The 19,704-nt window shown below is 69.3% G+C and carries 14 protein-coding genes; 4 read left to right on the forward strand and 10 right to left on the reverse strand.

Annotated features, from left to right (window positions below):
• Positions 1–142 precede the first annotated feature (142 nt).
• Positions 143–697, forward strand: a complete 555-nt coding sequence (locus T336_RS0112285) for a Spy/CpxP family protein refolding chaperone (protein WP_026432765.1) — start codon at positions 143–145, stop codon at positions 695–697.
• Between the two features lie 116 nt (positions 698–813).
• Positions 814–1,401 (forward strand): acyloxyacyl hydrolase, encoded by a 588-nt coding sequence (locus T336_RS0112290; protein WP_019699969.1) that lies wholly within the window; start codon positions 814–816, stop codon positions 1,399–1,401.
• 1,014 nt (positions 1,402–2,415) lie between these two features.
• Here the strand turns inward: T336_RS0112290 and T336_RS0112295 are convergent.
• The 6 genes from T336_RS0112295 to T336_RS25110 all read right to left on the reverse strand — a co-directional run bounded on the left by T336_RS0112295 (position 2,416) and on the right by T336_RS25110 (position 13,646).
• Positions 2,416–6,915: an EAL domain-containing protein gene (locus T336_RS0112295; RefSeq protein WP_026432766.1), complete on the reverse strand. Its 4,500-nt coding sequence runs from the start codon at positions 6,913–6,915 to the stop codon at positions 2,416–2,418.
• Between the two features lie 264 nt (positions 6,916–7,179).
• Entirely contained in the window at positions 7,180–8,322 is a 1,143-nt protein-coding gene (locus T336_RS0112300; RefSeq protein WP_026432767.1) for a 3-deoxy-7-phosphoheptulonate synthase, read from the reverse strand.
• Between the two features lie 52 nt (positions 8,323–8,374).
• Complete coding sequence (locus T336_RS0112305) at positions 8,375–8,881, reverse strand: C40 family peptidase (RefSeq protein ID WP_019699966.1); 507 nt, start codon at positions 8,879–8,881, stop codon at positions 8,375–8,377.
• Positions 8,882–8,891: 10 nt separating this feature from the next.
• Complete coding sequence (gene xopAH, locus T336_RS0112310) at positions 8,892–10,127, reverse strand: XopAH/AvrB family type III secretion system effector (RefSeq protein WP_026432768.1); 1,236 nt, start codon at positions 10,125–10,127, stop codon at positions 8,892–8,894.
• Positions 10,128–10,606: 479 nt separating this feature from the next.
• Positions 10,607–12,310, reverse strand: a complete 1,704-nt coding sequence (leuA, locus tag T336_RS0112315) for a 2-isopropylmalate synthase (RefSeq protein WP_035225891.1) — start codon at positions 12,308–12,310, stop codon at positions 10,607–10,609.
• Positions 12,311–12,713: 403 nt separating this feature from the next.
• Positions 12,714–13,646 carry a LysR family transcriptional regulator gene (locus tag T336_RS25110; protein WP_051647163.1) on the reverse strand — a complete coding sequence of 311 codons (933 nt, stop codon included), beginning with the start codon at positions 13,644–13,646 and terminating at the stop codon, positions 12,714–12,716.
• Between the two features lie 122 nt (positions 13,647–13,768).
• Here T336_RS25110 and T336_RS0112325 point away from each other — a divergent pair, with 122 nt between their 5' ends.
• Together T336_RS0112325 and T336_RS0112330 are read left to right on the forward strand one after the other, a co-directional pair.
• Positions 13,769–14,179 carry a nuclear transport factor 2 family protein gene (locus T336_RS0112325; RefSeq protein WP_019699963.1) on the forward strand — a complete coding sequence of 137 codons (411 nt, stop codon included), beginning with the start codon at positions 13,769–13,771 and terminating at the stop codon, positions 14,177–14,179.
• A gap of 208 nt (positions 14,180–14,387) precedes the next feature.
• Entirely contained in the window at positions 14,388–15,716 is a 1,329-nt protein-coding gene (locus T336_RS0112330) for an aminotransferase class I/II-fold pyridoxal phosphate-dependent enzyme (protein WP_026432770.1), read from the forward strand.
• A gap of 34 nt (positions 15,717–15,750) precedes the next feature.
• On the opposite strand, the gene T336_RS0112335 is transcribed toward T336_RS0112330, so the two are convergent.
• From T336_RS0112335 to dinG, 4 genes are all read right to left on the reverse strand, one after another.
• Positions 15,751–16,419 (reverse strand): 3'-5' exonuclease, encoded by a 669-nt coding sequence (locus T336_RS0112335; RefSeq protein ID WP_019699961.1) that lies wholly within the window; start codon positions 16,417–16,419, stop codon positions 15,751–15,753.
• Positions 16,420–16,463: 44 nt separating this feature from the next.
• Entirely contained in the window at positions 16,464–16,673 is a 210-nt protein-coding gene (locus tag T336_RS0112340; RefSeq protein ID WP_019699960.1) for a hypothetical protein, read from the reverse strand.
• Between the two features lie 79 nt (positions 16,674–16,752).
• Positions 16,753–17,250, reverse strand: coding sequence for a pyridoxamine 5'-phosphate oxidase family protein (locus tag T336_RS0112345; protein ID WP_013592540.1), 498 nt, complete (start codon positions 17,248–17,250; stop codon positions 16,753–16,755).
• Positions 17,251–17,428: 178 nt separating this feature from the next.
• A complete protein-coding gene (gene dinG, locus T336_RS0112350; protein ID WP_019699959.1) occupies positions 17,429–19,654 on the reverse strand; it encodes an ATP-dependent DNA helicase DinG in 2,226 nt (741 codons plus the stop codon).
• Between the last annotated feature and the right edge of the window lie 50 nt (positions 19,655–19,704).

Genomic DNA, 19,704 nt, shown 5'->3' on the forward strand with positions numbered 1-19,704 from the left:
CACAGAACCTTGGCACAACTTTACACAGCCACACGCCCCCCTCATGGCGGGGATACACGGGCGCCCGACACTGGCTTCCAACCGCAGCACCGCACCGGTCGCGGCGGCAACGCCCCTCCAGGGGACCTGAAAGGACATCGCCATGACCGCACTTTTCCTGCAACGACGCTTCGCCACCGCAGCCACGGCCGCCGCACTGACGGCCCTGCTGGCGGCTCCCTCCTTCGCGCAGCAGCCCCCTCCGCCGGCCGCGCCCCCCACGGCCGGAGCCGAACGCCCGCACCGCATGCCCACCCCCGAGGAGCGCGAAGCCCGCATGGCCAGGCGCGCAGAGGCCCTCCGCCAGAAGCTGCAGCTCACGCCGGCACAGCAACCCGCATGGGATGCCTTCACCGCGGCCATGCGCCCGCAGGGCCCGCGCCCGGACATGTCCGCAATGGCACAGCTGACCACGCCGGAACGCATCGACCGCATGCGGGCGCTGCGTGCCCAGCACAACGCCGAGGCCGACAGGCGCGACGAGGCCACGAAGACCTTCTACGCCGCGCTGACTCCCGCGCAGCAGAAGGTGTTCGACGAGGAAAGCCGGCGCATGCACGGCCGGGACGGCATGCGCGGAAAGGACGGCAAGCCGGGCGCCCATGGCGGCATGCGCCACGGCGCAGCCCCTGCGCCCGCCGCGCCCGCACCCCAGTGACGCAGCCCCGCCGCGCATGCGGCGGCCACCTACAGCGGACTTCCCGGCCCCTGTCCTACAGTGGGTTACGCCGATTGTGTAACCTTACGGTCGCGACATAACTGGGAATTCGCAAAATGCACCATTCATTCATGAAGCGCCTCGTGGCCCCTCTGGCGGCCCGGGGCGCTTTTTTCATTCTGGCGGCCGCGGCAGCGGCCGGCGTCCACGCACAAACAGCGGGCACCGAGGGCCCATCGGTGTACGTGCAGGGAGGCTGGGCGGAGCACCAGACCGACTCCGCCACGGTGGGCGTCACCCTGCCCTGGACATCCTGGCGCAGCGAACTCTGGGGCAGCGAAGTGCGCGGCTACTGGGACATCTATGCGAGCCGGTGGTCCTACGACAGCGTGGACGGCGGCTCCGGCCATGCCACCCTGGCCGGCATCACGCCCACTTTCCGGCTGCGGCCCGACAACGGCCGCTCGCCATGGTTCCTGGAAGGCGGGGTCGGCATCACCTATATGGACAAGCGCTACCACACGCCCCACAAGGAATTCAGCACCCGGTACAACTTCGCGACCCACCTGGGCGTGGGCTACAGCCTGGGAGCGCAGCGCCAGCATGAGGTCGCGATCCGCGTGCAGCATCTCTCCAATGCAGGCATCAAGAGTCCCAACCCCGGGGAGAACTTCGTCCAGCTGCGGTACGCGTACCACTTCTGACGCAACGGCCTGGCCCTCCCTCCGAAGCCCCGCACTGCGGGGCTTTTTCGTTGGCGCAACCCGGGCGGGGAGGCCTGTCGGCCTCGAGGCTGTGCATAAAGCTGGGGACAATTTGAGGCACATCTCCGGGTTATCCACCGCCGCAGGCCGGCGACCGAAGTTGTTGTCTGGCGGCGCCCGCGTTCACCCGAGTCCAGGCCACAGGCTTGTGGAGGTCCCAAGTGCTTGCCAGCATTGGGGAAACGGGGCTTGTCCACAACGGAGCCGCCTCCTTACTACTATTCCTATGGTTTTATAAAAGCTTTCAAGGAATAACAAGGAACATCCTCCAGGGCCATGGCAAAGGCCCCAAGCATGACCCGTCCGGCTGACCTGGCTCGCTGGATCCGGGCCAGTCCGGGTTCCTCCGACCGGCCACGCTGGCTCGGGCCTGCCAGGTCTTTTCCGGCGGATCGATCCACACGCGCATATCCGCAACGCACGACTGAGCGCCCGTGGCCGTACGACCTGACGCAAAAGCCGGAATGGGCACAACCTGCCGCATCCTGATTCCGGGACAAACCTGGGGACATCTTTCGCACAAGTACCGGCTTTTCCACAGCGGAGGCGGTACCGCCGCATTTGTCCCCGGCGGGACGACAGCGGCAACCCTGCTCCACACACATGGTTGCCGGCAAGGCAAGTGCCTTGTCGCGCAACGGAAAAATCCGGTTGTCCACAACGGCAGCCCGGCCTTACTACTACGACTATGTTTTTATAAAGACATACAAGGAAGAACAAGGAACAACCGGGCCGGCGGACCGAGGGCCTGTCCATGCCTTGCCGCCGCCCGGGAGGCCTCCCCCACGCCGTCCATGCCCGCGGATGGGCATGAGAAGGCCGCAGGTGCGCCTTGGGGAAGAAGGCAGTAGGGGGGCTGCCGTACAGGCTTGTCGTGGGCTTCCATGGCCTCTGGGAGGCCTGGAGGGAATGTCCGCCTGTGCGTGCCGGCTATGCGCGCACGCCTGCGCCCGGTCAGCGCGCGGGAAGCTTCTGGACCAGGAAGTCTTCCAGGGCGGTTTCAGGCAACGGCCGGCTGAAGAAATAGCCCTGGTAGGCACGGCAGCCCGCCTGTTCCAGGCGGCTGCGCTGCTCGGCGGTTTCCACGCCTTCTGCGATGACGTCCAGGCCCAGGCTGCGCGAGAGCGCGATGATCGTGTCCACGATGGCTGCGTCGTTCGGGTCGGCGAGCAGGTCGCGCACGAAGCTCTGGTCGATCTTCAACTGGTCCAGCGGCATGCGCTTGAGGTAGCTCAGGGAGGAATACCCCGTTCCGAAGTCGTCCAGCGAGAACCCCACCCCATGGGACCGCAGCGCGGCCATGGTGGCGATGGTGGTTTCCATGTCCTCGACGAACAGGCTCTCGGTCAGCTCCAGCTTCAGGCGCGACGCCGGCGCGCCCGTCGCGGTGATGGCGCGCACCACGTCCTCCACGAAAGCCTCGTGGTGGAACTGGCGCGAACTCACGTTCACCGCCATGCTGAGGTGCCCGCGCCCGGGCACGTGCTGCCAGCGTGCGAGCTGGGCGCAGGCCGTGTGCAGCACCCAGCGGCCCAGGGGCAGCACCAGGCCGGTTTCCTCGGCCAGCGGAATGAATTCCCCAGGGGACACCATGCCGCGCTGCGGATGCGGCCAGCGCACGAGCGCCTCCACACCGGTCACGCCGCCCCGGTGGTCGATCTGGGGCTGGTAATGCAGCATGAACTGCTCCCGCGCCAGGGCGGTGCGCAGGTCGTTCTCCAGTTCCGCGCGGGCGGTGACCACCGCCTGCATGCCCGGGTCGAAGAACCGCAGCGTATTGCGCCCCGCGGTCTTCGCCTGGTACATGGCGAGGTCGGCCTGCTTGAGCAACTCGCCCACCGTCGATGCCCGGCCGTCGCCGAAAGGCGCCACGCCGATGCTGGGCGTGCTGCGGTAGTGGTAGCCCTGCAGCACGTACGGCGTGGCCAGCACGGCCAGGATCTTCTCGCCCACGGTACGGGCGCTCAGGGCCAGGTCGTCGGGATGGGGGCTGAGCCCTTCGATCATCACCACGAATTCGTCGCCGCCCAGCCGGGCGACGGTGTCCACGGAACGCACGCAGGTGTTCAGCCGGGCAGCCACCTGCTGCAGGAGCACGTCGCCCTGGTCGTGGCCCAGGGTGTCGTTGAGGGTCTTGAAGTTGTCCAGGTCGATGAAGAGCAGCGCCCCTCCCTGCCGGCGCCGCTGTGCCGTGGCCAGGGCGTGGCGCATGCGGTCCATCAGCAGCATGCGGTTGGGCAGCCCGGTCAGCGAATCGTAGAACGCCAGCCGCTGGATCTCCCGCTCCGTGGCCTTGCGCTGGCCGATGTCGGTATTGATGGCCAGGATGGAGTCCGGCTGTCCCTGCTCGCCCTGCACCAGCGTCCAGCGGCCCTCCACGTCCAGGCGCCGCCCGTCCCGGTGGAACTGGACGATTTCCCCTGCCCATTCGCCCTGCTCCTGCGTGGCCTGGGTCGCGCGCAGGAATTCCTGCGTGTCCTGGTACAGCAGCGTGGCGATGGACTGGCCCATCGCTTCCTCGCGTGTCCAGCCGTAGAGTCGCTCGGCACCTTCGTTCCAGAACGTGATGTGGTGGTCCAGGTCGCGCACGATGATGGCGTCGCGCGCCTTGTCCAGCAGCGAGGCCTGCCGGCGGATGTGCGCGTCCGATGCCTGGCGGGCCATCTCTGCCGCCGCCCGCGCGGCGAAGATGCGCAGCGTGGAGACCACCATGCCGGGCTGCTGCAGCGGCTCCCGGAAGACCACGAACACGAAACCGATGGGCTGCCCTTCCGCGCTGCGCAGCTGCAGGCCCACATACGCCTGGGCACCGAGCCGTGCTACCGGCGAATCCGGATAGAGCTCGGCGATGCCTTCCGGGATCACGCATTCGGCCTCGTTCACCAGGCGCAGGCTGGGCGTGCCTTTCAGGGAATATTCTGCATTCGGCTGGACCATTCCTTCTTCCACGCGCGACAGCGTCACCGCGCGCGGCACCCGTCCCCCCGGCTGCGGAAGCAGCCGCGTGACACAGCCGCCCTGGGCGCCCAGGGCATCGCACATGTGGCTGGCCAGCTGCCGGAAGAACTGCGTTCCGGTGCTGGCAGACACGGCGGCCGCGGCCTTGAGCACCACCGCCTGCAGGCGCTGCTGGTCCTGCCGCGTGCGCAGGCTGCCCAGGCCGAAGGCGATGTCGTTGGCGAGCTGCTGGAGCAGTTCGGCTTCCTCCGCGCCGGTTTCCAGCACTTCTTCCGGATAGAGCGTGAGCAGGCCGAAGACCTGCTCGGCATCGCGCAGCGGCAGGCTGATGACCGCGGGCAGTCCCATCTGGCGCAACGGCTGGGCCCACAGGTCGGCATCCGGCGCCTGCCGCAGGTCGTGGACGATCACAGGACGCCCGCTGCGCAGCGCCTCGCCCGACGGACCCGGGCTGTGCGGCGTCCAGGGCGCGGCGGGGGTGCCGGCCGGGCGCAGGGTTTCCACGCCCACCGTCGTCAGGCCCGACCAGGCCACGGGCTCGATGCTCTGTCGTTCGGTGCCGTTCCAGTGGCGCACCATGCCCACCCAGGCGCTGCGGTAGCCGCCCACTTCCCGGGCGATGCGGCACACTTCGGACAGCAGGGCCGTCTCTCCCGTGGCGCGCACCAGGGCTTCGTTGCATGCGCTCAGCAGCCGCTGCACGGTGCCCACGCGCGCGAGTTCGCGTTCCACGCGCATGCGCTGCGTCACATCCGTGGCGAGCACCTGGCGCGCTGCCCGGCCGTTGAAGGTGATGTCGCCCGCGTACACCTCCATGTCGATGTGCGTGCCATCCTTCTTGCGATGGCGGCGGTGCACCGCGTCGCGGCGCACGCCGGTCGGCAGGGCCCGTGCCTCCACCTCCCGCCGCGAGCGTTCCTCCTCGGGCCAGAGCTGGGCGGTCGTCATGCGCAGCAGCTCCGCTTCCGTGTACCCGTAGTGGCGCACCATGGCGCGATTCACCGCGAGAATGCGCAGGCTGCCGCGCTCGTAGACCCACATCGGCTGCGGATGCGCGTCGAAGAGCGAGCGGTACTGCAGTTCCGAGGCGCTCAGCTGCGCGGCATAGCTGCGCAGCTGCAGCACCGCGCCCAGCGATTCGGCGAGGATCTGCACATAGGCCACCTGGCGCTGGGAGAAGGTGAACACCGGATCGGCATTCACCTTGAGCATGCCCAGCACCGTGTCACCGGCGCGCAGCGGCGCGGCGATGAATGACAGCAGGCCGTGCTGGCCCTCGTCGGTGGCGAACTGCGCATGCTGCTGCGAGCCATCGCTGTGCAGCACCATCTGCTCGGCTTCCAGCTGCTGCCAGAGCGGGTACCCGAGCATCGGGCGGGATTCGTCCATTGGCGCGGCCCGCGGCCCGGTGCTGGCGCGCACGCGCAGCCGGTCGCCCTCGCGCAGCACGACCATGGCGCCCTGCCCGTCCGCCAGGTCCATCGCGGTGCGTGCCGCCAGCAGCAGGACTTCCTCCACGGGCAGGTCGAGCGCGCTCATGCGCTGCTGCACGCGCACCAGCTCCGCATGCGCGCCGGCATCGCGCTGGGCCTGCAGCGCGCTCTGCTTCTGGGCGCTGATGTCGGTCATCCCGCCGACCATGCGCAGGCCCTGCCCCTGGGCATCGCGGATCACGAAGCCGCGGTCGCGGATCCAGGCATAGGTACCATCCTGCCGGCGGAAGCGGTATTCGTCCATCCAGTGCAGGGCGTCGCCTTCGATGGCGGCATGGATGCTCTCGAGCACGCGGTCGCTGTCGTCCGGGTGCAGCCGCTGCGTCCAGGACGTGCTGTCGTGTGGCAGCGTATGCAGCGGAACGCCGAAGAGGACTTCCATCCCCTCGTTCCACCACATCGAATCATCGGTCAGGTTCCAGTCCCAGATCGCGTCGGCGGTGGCCCGTGCCACGAGATGGAAGCGCTCTTCCGACAGGGCCCGTTCCTGCGCGCGCTGCGCCATGCCGCGGCGCTGGCGGCGCAGTTCCAGGAGGGCCATCGCCTGGCTCGCGATCGCGACCAGTGCCTCGCGCTGGCTCTCTTCCAGGTGCCGCGGGGCCGTATCCAGGATCACGACGGCGCCCAGCGTCAGGCCATCGGCGGTGTTGATCGGCATGCAGGCCGCCATGCGCATGCGCGAAGGCCCCTGTACCAGCGGATGGCTGCGCAATACCGGGTCGGCCGACGCATCCTTCACCTGCACCAGCCGGCCCCCGAGGGCGAGCCTGCACAGGACATGGGCGCACGCCAGGTTCTGCAGCGTGCCGAGTTCCATGCCCGCGCTGGACTTGAACCATTCGCAGTCCCTGCCCACGAAGCCGATGGCGGCAACAGTGGCTCCGCACAAATGGGCCGCCAGGCGGGCGAGCTGATCGAAGGTGTCTTCAGCCGGCGTCTCGAGAATGGCGCAGGCGTGCAATGCGTCCAGGCGCCGGCGGTCCGGGTCCGTTCGCGCAACCATGGTCAGCGCTCCCGGAGACGCGGGGGCGCCCGGCGCTCTGGAGCGCGCGGCATCGGAAGCGGGAGCGGCTGCACCTGCATGGTGTGGGCGTGGTGGGATGGGAGGGGACGCGCTACCGGGTCCGCCCGCCGGAGCGGCAGACGGCCCGGCCTGCATGTTTCCGAATGCTACACCCTGGCAACCGTCCAGAGGCCGGGCAGGGGTGGCCATTCCGTGCAGAAAACAACAGCCGCTCCCTCCAGGGCGGCTCGGGGCGGCAGCGGATCAGCGGTGGCTGCGGCGCGACCGTACGGCGGCCGCGAGCCCTTCGAGCACCGGCACCGTCTGGTCGAAGCCGATGCAGGCGTCCGTCACCGACACGCCGGCCTCCAGGGGCTGCCCGGGAACGATATCCTGGCGGCCTTCCCGCAGATGGCTTTCGATCATCACGCCGGTGATGCGGCCGTCCCCGGCAGCGACCTGCGCCGCCACGTCGGCCGCCACCTCGATCTGGCGGCGGTGCTGCTTGCTGCTGTTGGCGTGCGAGACATCGATCATCACCTGCTCTCGCAGGCCCGCGCCGCGCAGCAGGGAGCAGGCCGCGTCCACGTCGGCCGCGCCGTAGTTCGGCTGGCGGCCGCCGCGCAGGATCACATGGCAGTCCCGGTTGCCGCGCGTCTCGAAAATGGCGGCCTGACCCATCTTGGTCATGCCCATGAAGGCGTGCGGCGCCTGTGCTGCGAGGATGGCGTCGGAGGCCACCTTCACGCCGCCATCGGTGCCGTTCTTGAACCCCACGGGGCAGGACAGGCCGCTGGCCAGCTGGCGGTGACTCTGGCTTTCCGTGGTGCGCGCCCCGATCGCGCCCCAGCTCACCAGGTCGCTGATGAACTGCGGCGAGAGCAGGTCGAGGAATTCCGTCCCCACGGGCAGGCCGAGCGCCAGCACGTCCAGCAGCAGCTTGCGCGCCATTTCCAGGCCTTCGTTGATCGCGAAGCTGCCATCCAGGTGCGGATCATTGATGTAGCCTTTCCAGCCCACCGTGGTGCGGGGCTTCTCGAAATACACCCGCATCACCACCACCAGTTCCGCGGACAGCCGGTCGGCCTGTGCCTTGAGCGCCTTCGCGTATTCCATGGCCTGGCCATGGTCGTGGATGGAGCACGGCCCCACCACGACGATGAGCCGGTCGTCCTCGCCGTGCAGCACCCGCGAAAGCGCGGCGCGGCTGGATTCCACCAGGGCCTGGGCATCGTCCGAAGCGGGCAGCCACTCCTGCAGCAGCGCGGGCGTGATCAGCGGCCGCACCGCCTTGATGCGCGTATCGTCGATGCGGGTGGTGTCGTGCGTGCCGGGTTGCGGCGTTGCGTGGGGAACGTGGGAGGCGATGCCGGCGCCGCCGACTTCCGGGGAAAAGGTACGGTTCATGGGGCGCGATTGTCGCGCGCCCGGCCGGTGGGACCTTGTCCCAGGTCGTGTCTCAGGGCCTGCGGAACGCGATGGCCTGCCGCGACCAGTAGCCCGAGCTGAATCGGTCCAGCCGCACCGTGCCGCCCGTGGACGGCGCATGCACGAAGCGCCCACCCTCCACCACGATGCCCGCATGGGTGGGGCGGCCGGAGCCGAAGATCACGAGGTCGCCGGTGCGTTCGTCGCCCGCCGGCACGGGAGCGCCGAAATCGCTGAGCTGCGCCACCGTGCGGGGCGGAGCGACCCCGGCGAGGCTGCGGTACACGTAGCCGATGAGCCCGCTGCAGTCGAAACCGCCTTCCGGGGTATTGCCGCCGTAGCGGTACGGCGTGCCGACGAGACCCATCGCGTGGATCGCGATGTCGTTCGACTGTTCCGGTGTCAGGCGTGAATAGTGGATGGACGAATGCGTCCTGGAGGTGGGCGATGTCCCGCACCCGGTCGCCATGAGCGCTGCCAGCAGGCTGGCCGCCACCCACGCGAAAGCCGGACGGGAGGGGCTGGCGTGGTCGTGCATGGCGCGCAGATTAACGCATGGGCTGTCGGTATGCCGGCGGCTCGAGCATGTCCGCATAGCCCTGGCTGAAGGTTTCCATATCCTGCATGAACGCTTCCAGGTCCGGCACGATGCCCCGCCGGAACGGCGGCAGTGCGATCCCGTGGGCCAGGGCAATGGCCCGCATTCCCATCTCCGTCTTGGCCGCGCTGCCGCGCCCGTCCGGCATGGCATGGGCCATCCACCAGTGCAGCTCACCGAGCCTGGGCAGCAGTTCCTCGCGCGTGCGGGGCCGTTCCATCAGCGATCCGTACAGATGCTCGACATGGTTCACGATCGACGGTATCGCGGCGAAGTGCGTATGCTCGATCGAATGCGGCAGGCTCAAGGTGTTCCTCAGCCCGCTGCCCCGGGCCTCGGACAGCTGCTTCGCCACGGGATGCAGGAAGTCCTCGGGGTTCACGGCCACGCGGATCGTGGTGAGGGCCACCGGCCGTCCGTCCAGCATGCCCTGCATCTGGAAAGCATGGTGCGCCATGAAATGCGGCGGCAGTGCCAGACCGCTCTGCTGCGCCAGCCCATTGGCGATCGCTGTCGTCTGGAGCGTGCGTGCGCGCTCGATCACGTAGCCATAGCGCCCGCCCAGGGGCGTGGTCACATCTTGCTGTCGCGGGTATCCGCTCGCGAAGGCTTGTTCCTGGTTCTGCCTTGCCTTGCCGGGCCCGCCTGAGCGATCTGGATCATCGAGAACCCACTGGTAGCGCGCTGCACCCACGAAGTTCCAGAGTTGCCGGAAGTTCTGGATCTGGCCATCCGCGATCCGTTGGCCCGCATCCAGCGTGGTTTCGTGGAAGCGCCGTCCATAGGCCTTGTTCCGGGCACTCGTCTCCATGCCGTGCGGCTGGTCGGGCCAACGGGCCACGCCGATGAGGGTCGCCTGGCTGGGGGGAAGCCCGGTGGCCGCGCGCGGACCCGGTAGCGCCGCATGGCTGGAAGATGCTTGCGGCCGTGCGGGGGAACCTGTACGGACCGGCTCCAGCGTTCCGATCGCATCGGCCACCGCCTGCAGCGCCGCTTCATCCACTCCGCGCCCTTCCCGCAACTTGATGGTGCGCAAGGCGGGCTGGCCGTAGGCGCCGCTTTCCAGATGCAGTACGCGCCGGCCCCGTTCTGTCGTGGATGTCAGCCGCAATTGCGCATCCGGCGTCGTTCGCACGTCTTCCGAGGGTGCCCCTTCCGGCACGGGACGGCGCAGGTCGATGCACACCGGTTCTCCGGGCCGGGAGGTTGCCACTTCCAGCGCCCGGAGAGCGGCCCGCCGGGCTGGCGTGGCAGGGGCCGATGACGTCGTGGCAGCCGTTGCGGGGCTGGCCCCGCAACGGGGGCGCGGCCCGCCCAGGCCTATGTGGGAAAGCTTCCGGCGCAGGCCCGACAGCGGTCCTCCGGAACCGGAATGGGAATGCCGCGACGCACCGGAATGCTCTGGTGCGTCTCCCGCGGCGGACGGCGCGCCGGAGGAGCTTGCCGTGGAGGCGGATGGAATACGCGGGTGGGATGTGGGAATGGAAGAGGCACGCATGGCTTGTTCAGATGCAGCAGCCGGCCTCCCGCAAAAAATGCCTGTCGATGCCGGCCATGGCTGCATGAGTCTATGGCGATGCAGGGCCTGCCGCCGCAGGCTGCACGAACGGTGGTCCATCCATGCGAACCGGCTGCGCGCCGCGTTGCAGCACGGCGCGCTCGCCGTCAGGCTGCCGCGGGCATGGATTCCGGCGTGCCGGTCCGGGCACCGCGCCGCGCTATCAGCCGGTTGGCCACCGCCACCACGGCCTGCACCGAGGCATTGACGATGCTGTGGTCCAGTCCAACGCCGAAGGTGGCGCCCGGCACGCCCTCGAGCGCGGCCTCGACGATGGCCAGGGCCTGCGCACCCGCGCCTGCGCCCGTGGCGCGTTCCTCGTAATGGTCCACGCGCATCGGCAGGCCGAGCGCATCCACCGTCGCGTCGATCGTCCCATTGCCGCGCCCCTGCAGCGTCTGGCGCACGCCGTCGATGGTCACGTCCAGCGCGATGCCCTGTCCGTCTTCATCGAGACGCTGGCCGTGCAGCGTGAGCGCGCCGCGCGTGCCCTGCGCGGGCCCCGCGATGTAGGTCTGCGAGAACAGGCTCCAGAGTGCGTCGCCGTCCATCTCGCCCTCGCTCGTGTCCGTGGCGCGCTGCACCACGGCACTGAACTCCACCTGCAGGCGGCGCGGCATCACCACGCCGCGCTCGCGCTCCAGCAGGAAGGCGATGCCGCCCTTGCCCGACTGGCTGTTCACGCGGATCACGCTGTCGTAGGTGCGGCCGAGGTCCGCCGGGTCGATGGGAAGGTAGGGCACTTCCCAGAGGCCCGCAGGGTCCTGGACCGCGAAGCCCTTCTTGATCGCATCCTGGTGCGAGCCCGAGAACGCGGTGAAGACGAGGTCGCCCGCATAGGGATGGCGCGGATGCACCGGCAGCGAAGTGCATTCCTCGGCCACGCGCGCCACGTGCGTGATGTCGGAAAAGTCGAGGTTCGGATGCACGCCCTGCGTGTACATGTTGAGCGCGAGCGTCACGATGTCCACGTTGCCGCAGCGCTCGCCGTTGCCGAAGAGGCACCCTTCCACGCGGTCGGCGCCGGCCATCATCGCCAGCTCGGCCGCGGCCACGCCCGTGCCGCGGTCGTTGTGCGGATGCACGGAAAGCACGATGTGCTCGCGCGGCGCGAGGCGGCGGTGCATCCATTCGATCTGGTCGGCGAACACGTTGGGCGTGGCGTTCTCCACCGTGGTCGGCAGGTTGATGATGATGGGCCGGCCCGGGCCTGCGTTCCAGGCTGCGATCGCCGTCTGGCAGGCGCGCAGCGACACCTCGGGCTCGGTGGCACTGAACGTCTCGGGCGAATACTGCAGCGTCCAGGCCGTGGCGGGCTGCGCGTCGGTAAGGCGCTTGAGGAGCGACACGTGGTGGTCGATGAACGCCATCACCTGCGATACGTTCATGCCGAACACGATGCGGCGCCAGGCCGGCGCCGTGGCGTTGTAGAGGTGCACGATGGCGCGCGGCGCGCCCTGCACGGCCTGTACCGTGCGCTCGATCAGGTCTTCGCGGGACTGGGTCATGACCATGATGGTCACGTCGTCGGGAATGCGGTTTTCCTCGATCAGGCGGCGCACGAAATCGAAGTCCGTCTGCGACGCGGCCGGAAAGCCCACTTCGATTTCCTTGAAGCCGATGCGCACGAGTTCCTCGAAGAGCCGCATCTTGCGCTCGCCGTTCATGGGCTCGAAGAGCGCCTGGTTGCCGTCGCGCAGGTCGGTGGAGAGCCAGATGGGTGCCCGCGTGATGGAGCGGGACGGCCACGTACGGTCGGGCAGGGAAACCGTGGCGGTGGGTTGGTACTTGGTGGCGGGCTTGGCGATCATCATGATGGGCTCCACGAAACGGTATCGCGCCGGACGGGCATCGCCGCAAGGGCAAGGTCGGCGGCACAACGGCCACCATGGCGCGATCAAATCAACGAACAGGAAAAACGAAACGACATTCCCTGCAGCCCTCCACGCGTGTGGAGGCTGGTTCGTGGGCCGGGGTCAGGGGAAGGTCGGTGTTGCGCGGACTGGCGGCACGGGGGCCGGATCAGCGGGCAACGGGGATGGCGAACGCAGGCAGACCCCGGCCAGGCACTAGGCCTAGAGCTAGGGTGGATAGGATGCGGCTGCGTTGCATGGTGTGCAGGATTGAGCATTCATGCTAGCACAGGCATCGCGCAGCAGTAAAGCCCGTGCAAGAAACTCCGCGGCCCGGCGCATGCCAGGGACGTCAGCCGGCTCACGATGCGGGACGGCCCTGCCCTGCCGGGCCGCCAGTGTCCGCTTGCGTATCCCGGAGCGCCAGCAGTTGCCGCACCAGGTCGGGCGCCAGCTTGGATGGCCGGCGTGCCGGCTCGAACAGCCACATGTCGTAGAGCGGGAAAGATTCCTGCAGCGCCAGCGGCACCAGAGCGCGCGCTTGCGCCCCCAGCAGCGCTGGATGCGGCACCACGGCCAGCAGATCGCACTGCGCCACCAGCCGCAGCATGCTCGCGAAGTCCGGGCAGTGCGCGGCCACGCGCGGCGGCGGCATGCGGCGCACGCGGTGGGCTTCCGCCAGCACATCCACAGGCCCGCTCACGCTGGGCTCCACGCGCGCCCAGGCCGCGCCCCGCAGTGTCTCCAGCGACCGGGCGCCGGCCAGCGGGTGGCCGCGCCGCGCATAGGCCTGCGGGCGCAGCGCGTACAGCCGCTGCTGCACCACGCCGTGGTGCTCGAATCCCCGGGGGCGTGGCGCGATGGCGCAATCGACCGTGCCTTCCACGAGATTCGCCAGCAGGCGGCCCTCATCGGCGCAGACCATTTCCAGCGAGCGGCGGGGACGGCCTTCGCACCAGCCTGCATACAGCAGCGGACCGCACACCAGCGCGGCCGATGGCGTCAGGCCGGCGCGCAGTACCCGCGGGCTGCCGGAGGCCGGACCTGCCCGGCCGGGAACCAGGGCATCGATGCCCTCTGCCAGGGGCCGCGACTCCGCGGCCACCCGCAGCGCCAGCTCCGTGGGCACGCGGCGGCGGCCGTCCCGCACCAGCAGCGGCGCGTCGAACCGGGCCTGCAGCATGCGCATGCCATGGCTGACGGCCGGCTGGGAGACGCCGCAGGCGCGGGCCGCGGCAGCGAACGAGCCGTGCTCGATGAGCGCGCGAAGGTAGGCCAGGTGGGGTAGATACATCAACGCCATTTATATATCCGGCATGGCAGCGCTTGCGTGTGCGGCGGCGGAGGGAGATGCTGCGGGACGCATGTCCTTCCTCTCCTTTCTTCATTGCTTCTTCGCCCGGTAAAGGCCCCCTGATGACCCAGCTTCAACTCGCCACCGTGAAAACCTACCTCTCCCGTCTGCACGCGGGTGACACCGAAGGCCTGATCGCCTGCTTCGAAAGCGAGGGCCTCGTGCATTCGCCGTTCCTGGGGACCATGCGGGCCCGCGAATTCTTCAGGAAGCTCGCCGAATCCTCGGCCGCCAGTGTGATCACGCCGATCGACCTGCTGGTCTCTGCCGAGCCCGAGGCGGGCCTGGTGCGCGTGGCCGCCTACTTCCGGTACGACTGGACGCTGAACGACGGGCGGATCGTCCATTTCACCTGCGTGGACATCTTTCGTTTTGCAGAAGGCAGCACCGAAATCCAGGACATGCACATCGTCTACGACACGCACCCCCTGCGTGAACAGGTGGGCGACAAATACGCGCCCGATCCGGCGTGAACGCCGGCCGGCTCCTGCGCGCCGTCCCTTCCCTCCCGCCACGCCATGGCCCCGGTTTCCGGGGCCTTTTTTCTCCCTTCCCATTTTTCCGCAGTGTTTTCGTTGGAATTTCTCCAGGTTCTGCAAGAAAGCCAATCCCGTCTCCGGAACGACTGAATCCGCTGTACCCATACAAATGAAATTTGTACTAGTACATTAAAATGAATGTATGAAGACAATGAAATTCGATGGAGCGTCGGCATCGGAAATTGCGGATAGCATCGAATCCCACCTGCGCTCCGGAGCGCTGTCGTGCGGGGATGCTCTGCCCGCGGTGCGCGCGCTGGCCTTGCAGCTGGGCGTCAATCCGAACACCGTGGCCGCTGCCTACGCGCGCCTGCGCGATGCCGGCCGGCTGGTGACCGATGGCCGCCGCGGAACGCGCGTGGCTTCGGGCCGGCCCCCGGTGGTCGAGGCGGTGGCGCTGCCCTCCGGCCTGCGCGATCTCGCTGGCGGCCATGGGGATCGCGCCCTTCTGCCGCGGCTTCCCTCCAACGGCTGGCAGGGGGGGCTGCTGGATGCGGGCCCCGGCTACGACGGGTCCGCCGAGGTCCCCCTCTGGCGCGAAGTCGCGCTGGAATGGCTGGACAGCCAGGGGCTGCCCCACGAGGCCACGGGCGTTTTTTCGGGCACGCTGGATGCCGTGGAAGCTGCCCTGCGCCACCATGCGCGCCCTGGCGACCGCGTCGCGGTCGAAGATCCCTGCTGGCCCCCGATGGCCGCGCTCCTGCATGCGCTGCGGCTCAAGGCGGTGCCCCTGCCGGTGGACGCGCAGGGCGTGCAGGTGCCGTCTGCCGAATGCCTGGACGGCTGCGCTGCGCTGGTGCTCACGCCGCGCGCCCACAATCCCACCGGCTGCGCGATCTCCGAGCCGCGGTGGAAGGCCCTGCGCCGTGCCCTGCATGGCCGTTCCCACCTGCTGTGCATCCTGGACGACCACTGGGGGCCGCTCAGCCAGGAGCCGCTGGCCCCGGCGGCCGCCCTGCCCCCGCTCTGGCTCTACGTCCTTTCGGTGGGCAAGTTCCTCGGTCCGGACGTGCGCGTGGCGCTCGCGGCCGGCACACCGGCGCTCATCGATGCCATGCGTGCCCAGCAGGCCGCAGGTGCGCGATGGGTCAGCCGGCTGCTCCAGGCACTGGCCGCCCGGCTCTGGCGGGATGCCCTGCACTCAGGCCAGCTCGCCCAGGCAGCCCAGGCCTATGCGCGGCGGCGGCAGGCGCTGGAGTTCGCCCTGCGGTCGCAACCGGCGGATCCGGTGGCCACCGCGGCCACGGCGGGCGAGGGCCTGCATCTCTGGATCCCGGTGCGTGACGAAGGCGCCGTGCTGTCCGCGCTGGCGGCCCGGGGCTGGGCGGCCCAGGCAGGGGGTCCTTTCCGCATCGCCAGCGGCCCGGCAGTACGCATCAGCCTGGGGGATCTCGCCGGCCCGGACGTCGGGCCCCTGGCGCGCGATCTGGCCGATGCCCTGGCGCCCGCCGCGGCCAGGGCGGTGTTCTGACTGGTCGGTGCAGTGCGGGAGCTGGCGCAGGTTTTCAGGGGAGCGAGGTTGCCGGCTCGCTGCGGGAGGCGTTCTGCCAGAGGTCTCCACCCGAGGCATGCCGTGCCAGCAGCTTGTCCATTCCCTTGCGTGCGCAGCGCTGCAGCGATGTGAGCAGCGCATGGCCGGGATCGGCGATGCCGTAGCGGGTGCGCAGGTCGTGCTGCATGCGCCCCAGCAGCGCCGCAGCCATCTCCGCATCCGCCAGCGCGCGGTGGGCGCGGGCAGCGGGTGGCAGGCCAAGGTGCGCGACGATGCGCCCCAGTTGGTGACTTGCCGCTTCGGGATACAGGCGGCGGGACAGCAGCACCGTGCAGGCGAAGGCGTGGGGCGAAGGCAGGTCCGCACGGGCCAGTTCCGCCGTCCAGAAGCGGCTGTCGAACGAAGCGTTGTGTGCCACCATGGGTGCATCGCCCACGAAGCGCGCAGCCTCGCGCATCACCGACTCGGCCGGCGGCGCGGTATCCAGCATGGCCGGCGTGATGCCCGTGAGCTGGATGATGAACGGAGGCAGCCAGGCCCCGGTCTTCATGAGGCTCTGGAACCGGTCCACGGGCCGGCCCTCTTCCATGAGCACGATGGCCACCTCGGTGGCACGTGCGCCCTGCGAGGGCGTCATGCCGGTGGTTTCGAAATCGATGACGGCGATGCGGGAAGAAGGCATGGGGCGATTGTCGCCCCTTGCTTCAAAGCGCGTTCGGGAGGTGCTCAGCCCGCCCCGCGCCCACCGCCGCCGGTGGACGGACTGCCGCCGCCCTGGCGCGATTGCACCTGGTTGCTGCTGCCCACGTGCGCATCGCGGTCGTTGCGGCTCTGCGGCGTGCGCTGGCCTTCGTTGCGCTGCGTGGGTTCCTGGTGGCCTTGCTGGTTGTGGTCGTTCTCGACCTTGCCCGTGCCGGGCTGCTGCTTGTCGGACATGTGTGTCTCCTTCCGGGGTGCTCAGGGAATGGAAAAACGGCAGTGCGGGAGGCACCGCCGTGTGCGACGGAACGGCAGGTCAGGACAGCGACAGCTCCCTGTGCTCTCCCATGTTCGGCGGATTGCCGGTGACCGCCGCCTTGGCCATCTTGAAGAGCTGGGTCATCTTGCTTTCCTTCACGTCCCAGTACTCGGCGTGCTGGATGCGGATCACCAGCAGCGCCAGGTTGGGGTCGTCGATGCCTTGCGGGAACCAGGCCTTGGCCGCGGGCGACCACAACGCCTCCTTGCGGGCCTTGTCCTCGATGAAGCCGGCCGTGCCGGACAGGGACACGTAGCTGTCCTTCTCGGGATTGGCGTAGGTCACATTCACCTGGGCATCGGCTTTCAGGCGCTGCGCGAGTTCACCGTCGTGCGGGATGAAGAAGTACAGCTCCGAGTGCTCGTCGATGTCCTTGTTCTGCGTGGTCAGCGGATGGGCATGCAACTGTCCCGTGGCGGAACGGTGCGTGAGCATGCCGAAGCGGATGTCCTTGATCAGCTTCCAGAGCGTGGTCTGGGGGGAATCCTGGGTCATGGGAGAGCCTCCGGTAGGGTGCGTGGCCGGGCGCGTGGCGGCCCGGTGTGGAAACCCAATGTAGGCCGCATGCAGTCCTGCCGGGGTCGGCCCTGCCGCCGCCTGGCTGTCGGGTGCGTCCGACACCGCGGCGCCTGTGCATTGCGCCCTGATGCCGTCAGGTGCGCGCCATCAGACCCTACGCCGCCGCGCGGCGCTGGAGCGTGAAGGGCGGAAGGCCCTTGAGCAGCCGCTGGCCGTAGGCCGTGCGCACCAGGCGCTTGTCGTAGCAATAGACGTGGGCGCGGTCTTCCTCGGTGCGGATGGCGCGTCCCACCCACTGCGCAAGCCGGATGGCCGTGGCGGGTACCACGAGTTCGCTGAACGGGTCGCGTCCCGCGCCGCGCAGCCACTCGGCGCGCGCTTCGCCCACCGGGTCGTCCGGCGGCGCGAACGGCAGCTTGGTGATGAAGAGCGATTCGCAGAGCGCGCCCGGCAGGTCCAGGCCCTCGCCGAACGACTGCATGCCGAAGATGATCGACGGCTCGCCCGCCGCCACGCGCTCCCGGTGCCGGGCCAGCAGCTGGGAGCGCGGCATCTGCGTCTGCACCAGCACCGTGCTGCGCATGGCGGTGGGCAGCGCGTCCACGGCCTGCCGCATCTGGTCGCGCGAGGTGAACAGCACCAGGGCACCGGCCTCGACCATGGCCAGGTCGCTCAGCAGCGCGTCCACCATTTCGGCGGTGTAGTCGGCCGCCTGCCGTGGATCGGCCTGCGTCTCTGTGGCGACGAGCGTGCCCTGCAGCGCATAGTCGAAGGGGCTGGGCACTTCCAGGGTGGTCACCGCATCGTCGCCGTGCAGGCCGGCCTCGCGCAGGAAGAAATCGAACTGGCCGCAACTCGTGAGCGTGGCCGATGTGAGCACCGCTCCGCGCACGGCCGACCACAGGTGGTTGCGCAGCGTATTGCCCGGCAGCACCGGGCTGGCATGCGCCTTGACGACGATGAAGTCGCCATCCACCGCCAGCGTGAACCACTTGGCTGCCGGCACGGAACCCTCGGGGGCGTCCTGCAGCAGCAACTGGGCGGTATCGTGCACGCCCTCCAGCCGGGGCGCGAGCGCGCCGATCTGCGCATAGAGCGTGGACAGGCGCCGCGCCTCGTCCGGCTTGTCGCGCATTTCCGAGCGCAGCGCCTTGGCGATGGCGCGCAGCGCGTCGAGAAAGCCCGCCGCATGGTGCGCCACCTGGCTGAAAGGCTCCACCAGGGCCGCGGGCAGCGCGCCGCCTGCAACGCGTGCGCGCGTGGGCGCCGCGGCCGCGGGAATGCGGGAGGACTGCGCGGATGCGGTACGCCCGCCGCCCCAGGCGGGCCGCGGCGCGCGCAGCTCGTCGCCATACACATCCATGACCATGCGCGCCGCATCCTGCAGCGCGGTGCGCAGCCGGGCGGAATGGTTGGGGATGTCCGCCACTTCCTCGACTTCCATCAGCGTGCCGATGCGCAGCGCGCGGCTCGCGAGCTTGTCGATCCAGGTCAGCCGGCTCAGGTCCGCCTCGCAGGCGAACTGGTCGAGCGCCGTGGAGGGCAGGTGGTGGGCTTCATCCACCACGAGCAGGCAGTTGTCCAGCTCGGGCAGCAGCCGTGCGCCGATCGAGGACAGCAGCAGGTCGTGGTTGGCCACGATCACCTGCGCGGCCACCAGGGCCTTGCGACGGTCGTAGTAGGTGCACTGGCTGAAGGCCGGGCAATGCTTGCCGGTGCAGGAACTGGCCTCGGCCGCCACCGGGCTCCAGACCTCGGGCTCGGGCGGGGACTCGAGCGTGTCGCGGTCGCCGTCCCATGCGCCGCGCGCGAGCACGTCGGCCATGGTGGCGTAGAACTTCATGCGTGCCTCGGTCTCGTGGCGCGGGCGCGCGGCGCGGGCCGCGGCCTCTTCCTCGGCGAACAGGTCGTCCTCGGGTCCCTCGTCGCCCGATTCGCCCGTGCCCGCCAGGCGCTCGAGCTTGAGCTTGCAGACGTAGCGACCGCGTCCCTTGGCGAGCGCGAACTGGAACGGCTGCGGCATGCGGGCGGCGAGCGCCGGCAGGTCCTTCTGCACGAGCTGCTCCTGCAGCGCCACGGTGGCCGTGGAAATCAGCACGCGCGTGCCGCGCGCAAGCGCCATCGCGATCGCCGGCACGCTGTAGGCCAGCGATTTGCCCACGCCTGTTCCGGCCTGCACCACGGCAATGGAGCGCGCAGGCGGCGGTGGCGCGCTGTCGCCGTCCTCGGCTTCCACCTTGCCGAGTTGCGCCCGCGCGAACGTGTGCGCCACCTGCTCGGCCATGCGCCGCTGCCCGCCACGGCTGCGGAACCCCTCAGTGGCCTGCACCACCGCATCGAAAGACTGCAGGGCCTGCGCGGCCCACTCCTGTTGAGACATACAGTGGTAGTGTACCGGCCAGGCCAGTGCGCGGCGGACTACAGACGGGG

The sequence above is a fragment of the Paracidovorax oryzae ATCC 19882 genome, from assembly GCF_000687165.1.
Lineage (GTDB): Bacteria > Pseudomonadota > Gammaproteobacteria > Burkholderiales > Burkholderiaceae_C > Paracidovorax > Paracidovorax oryzae.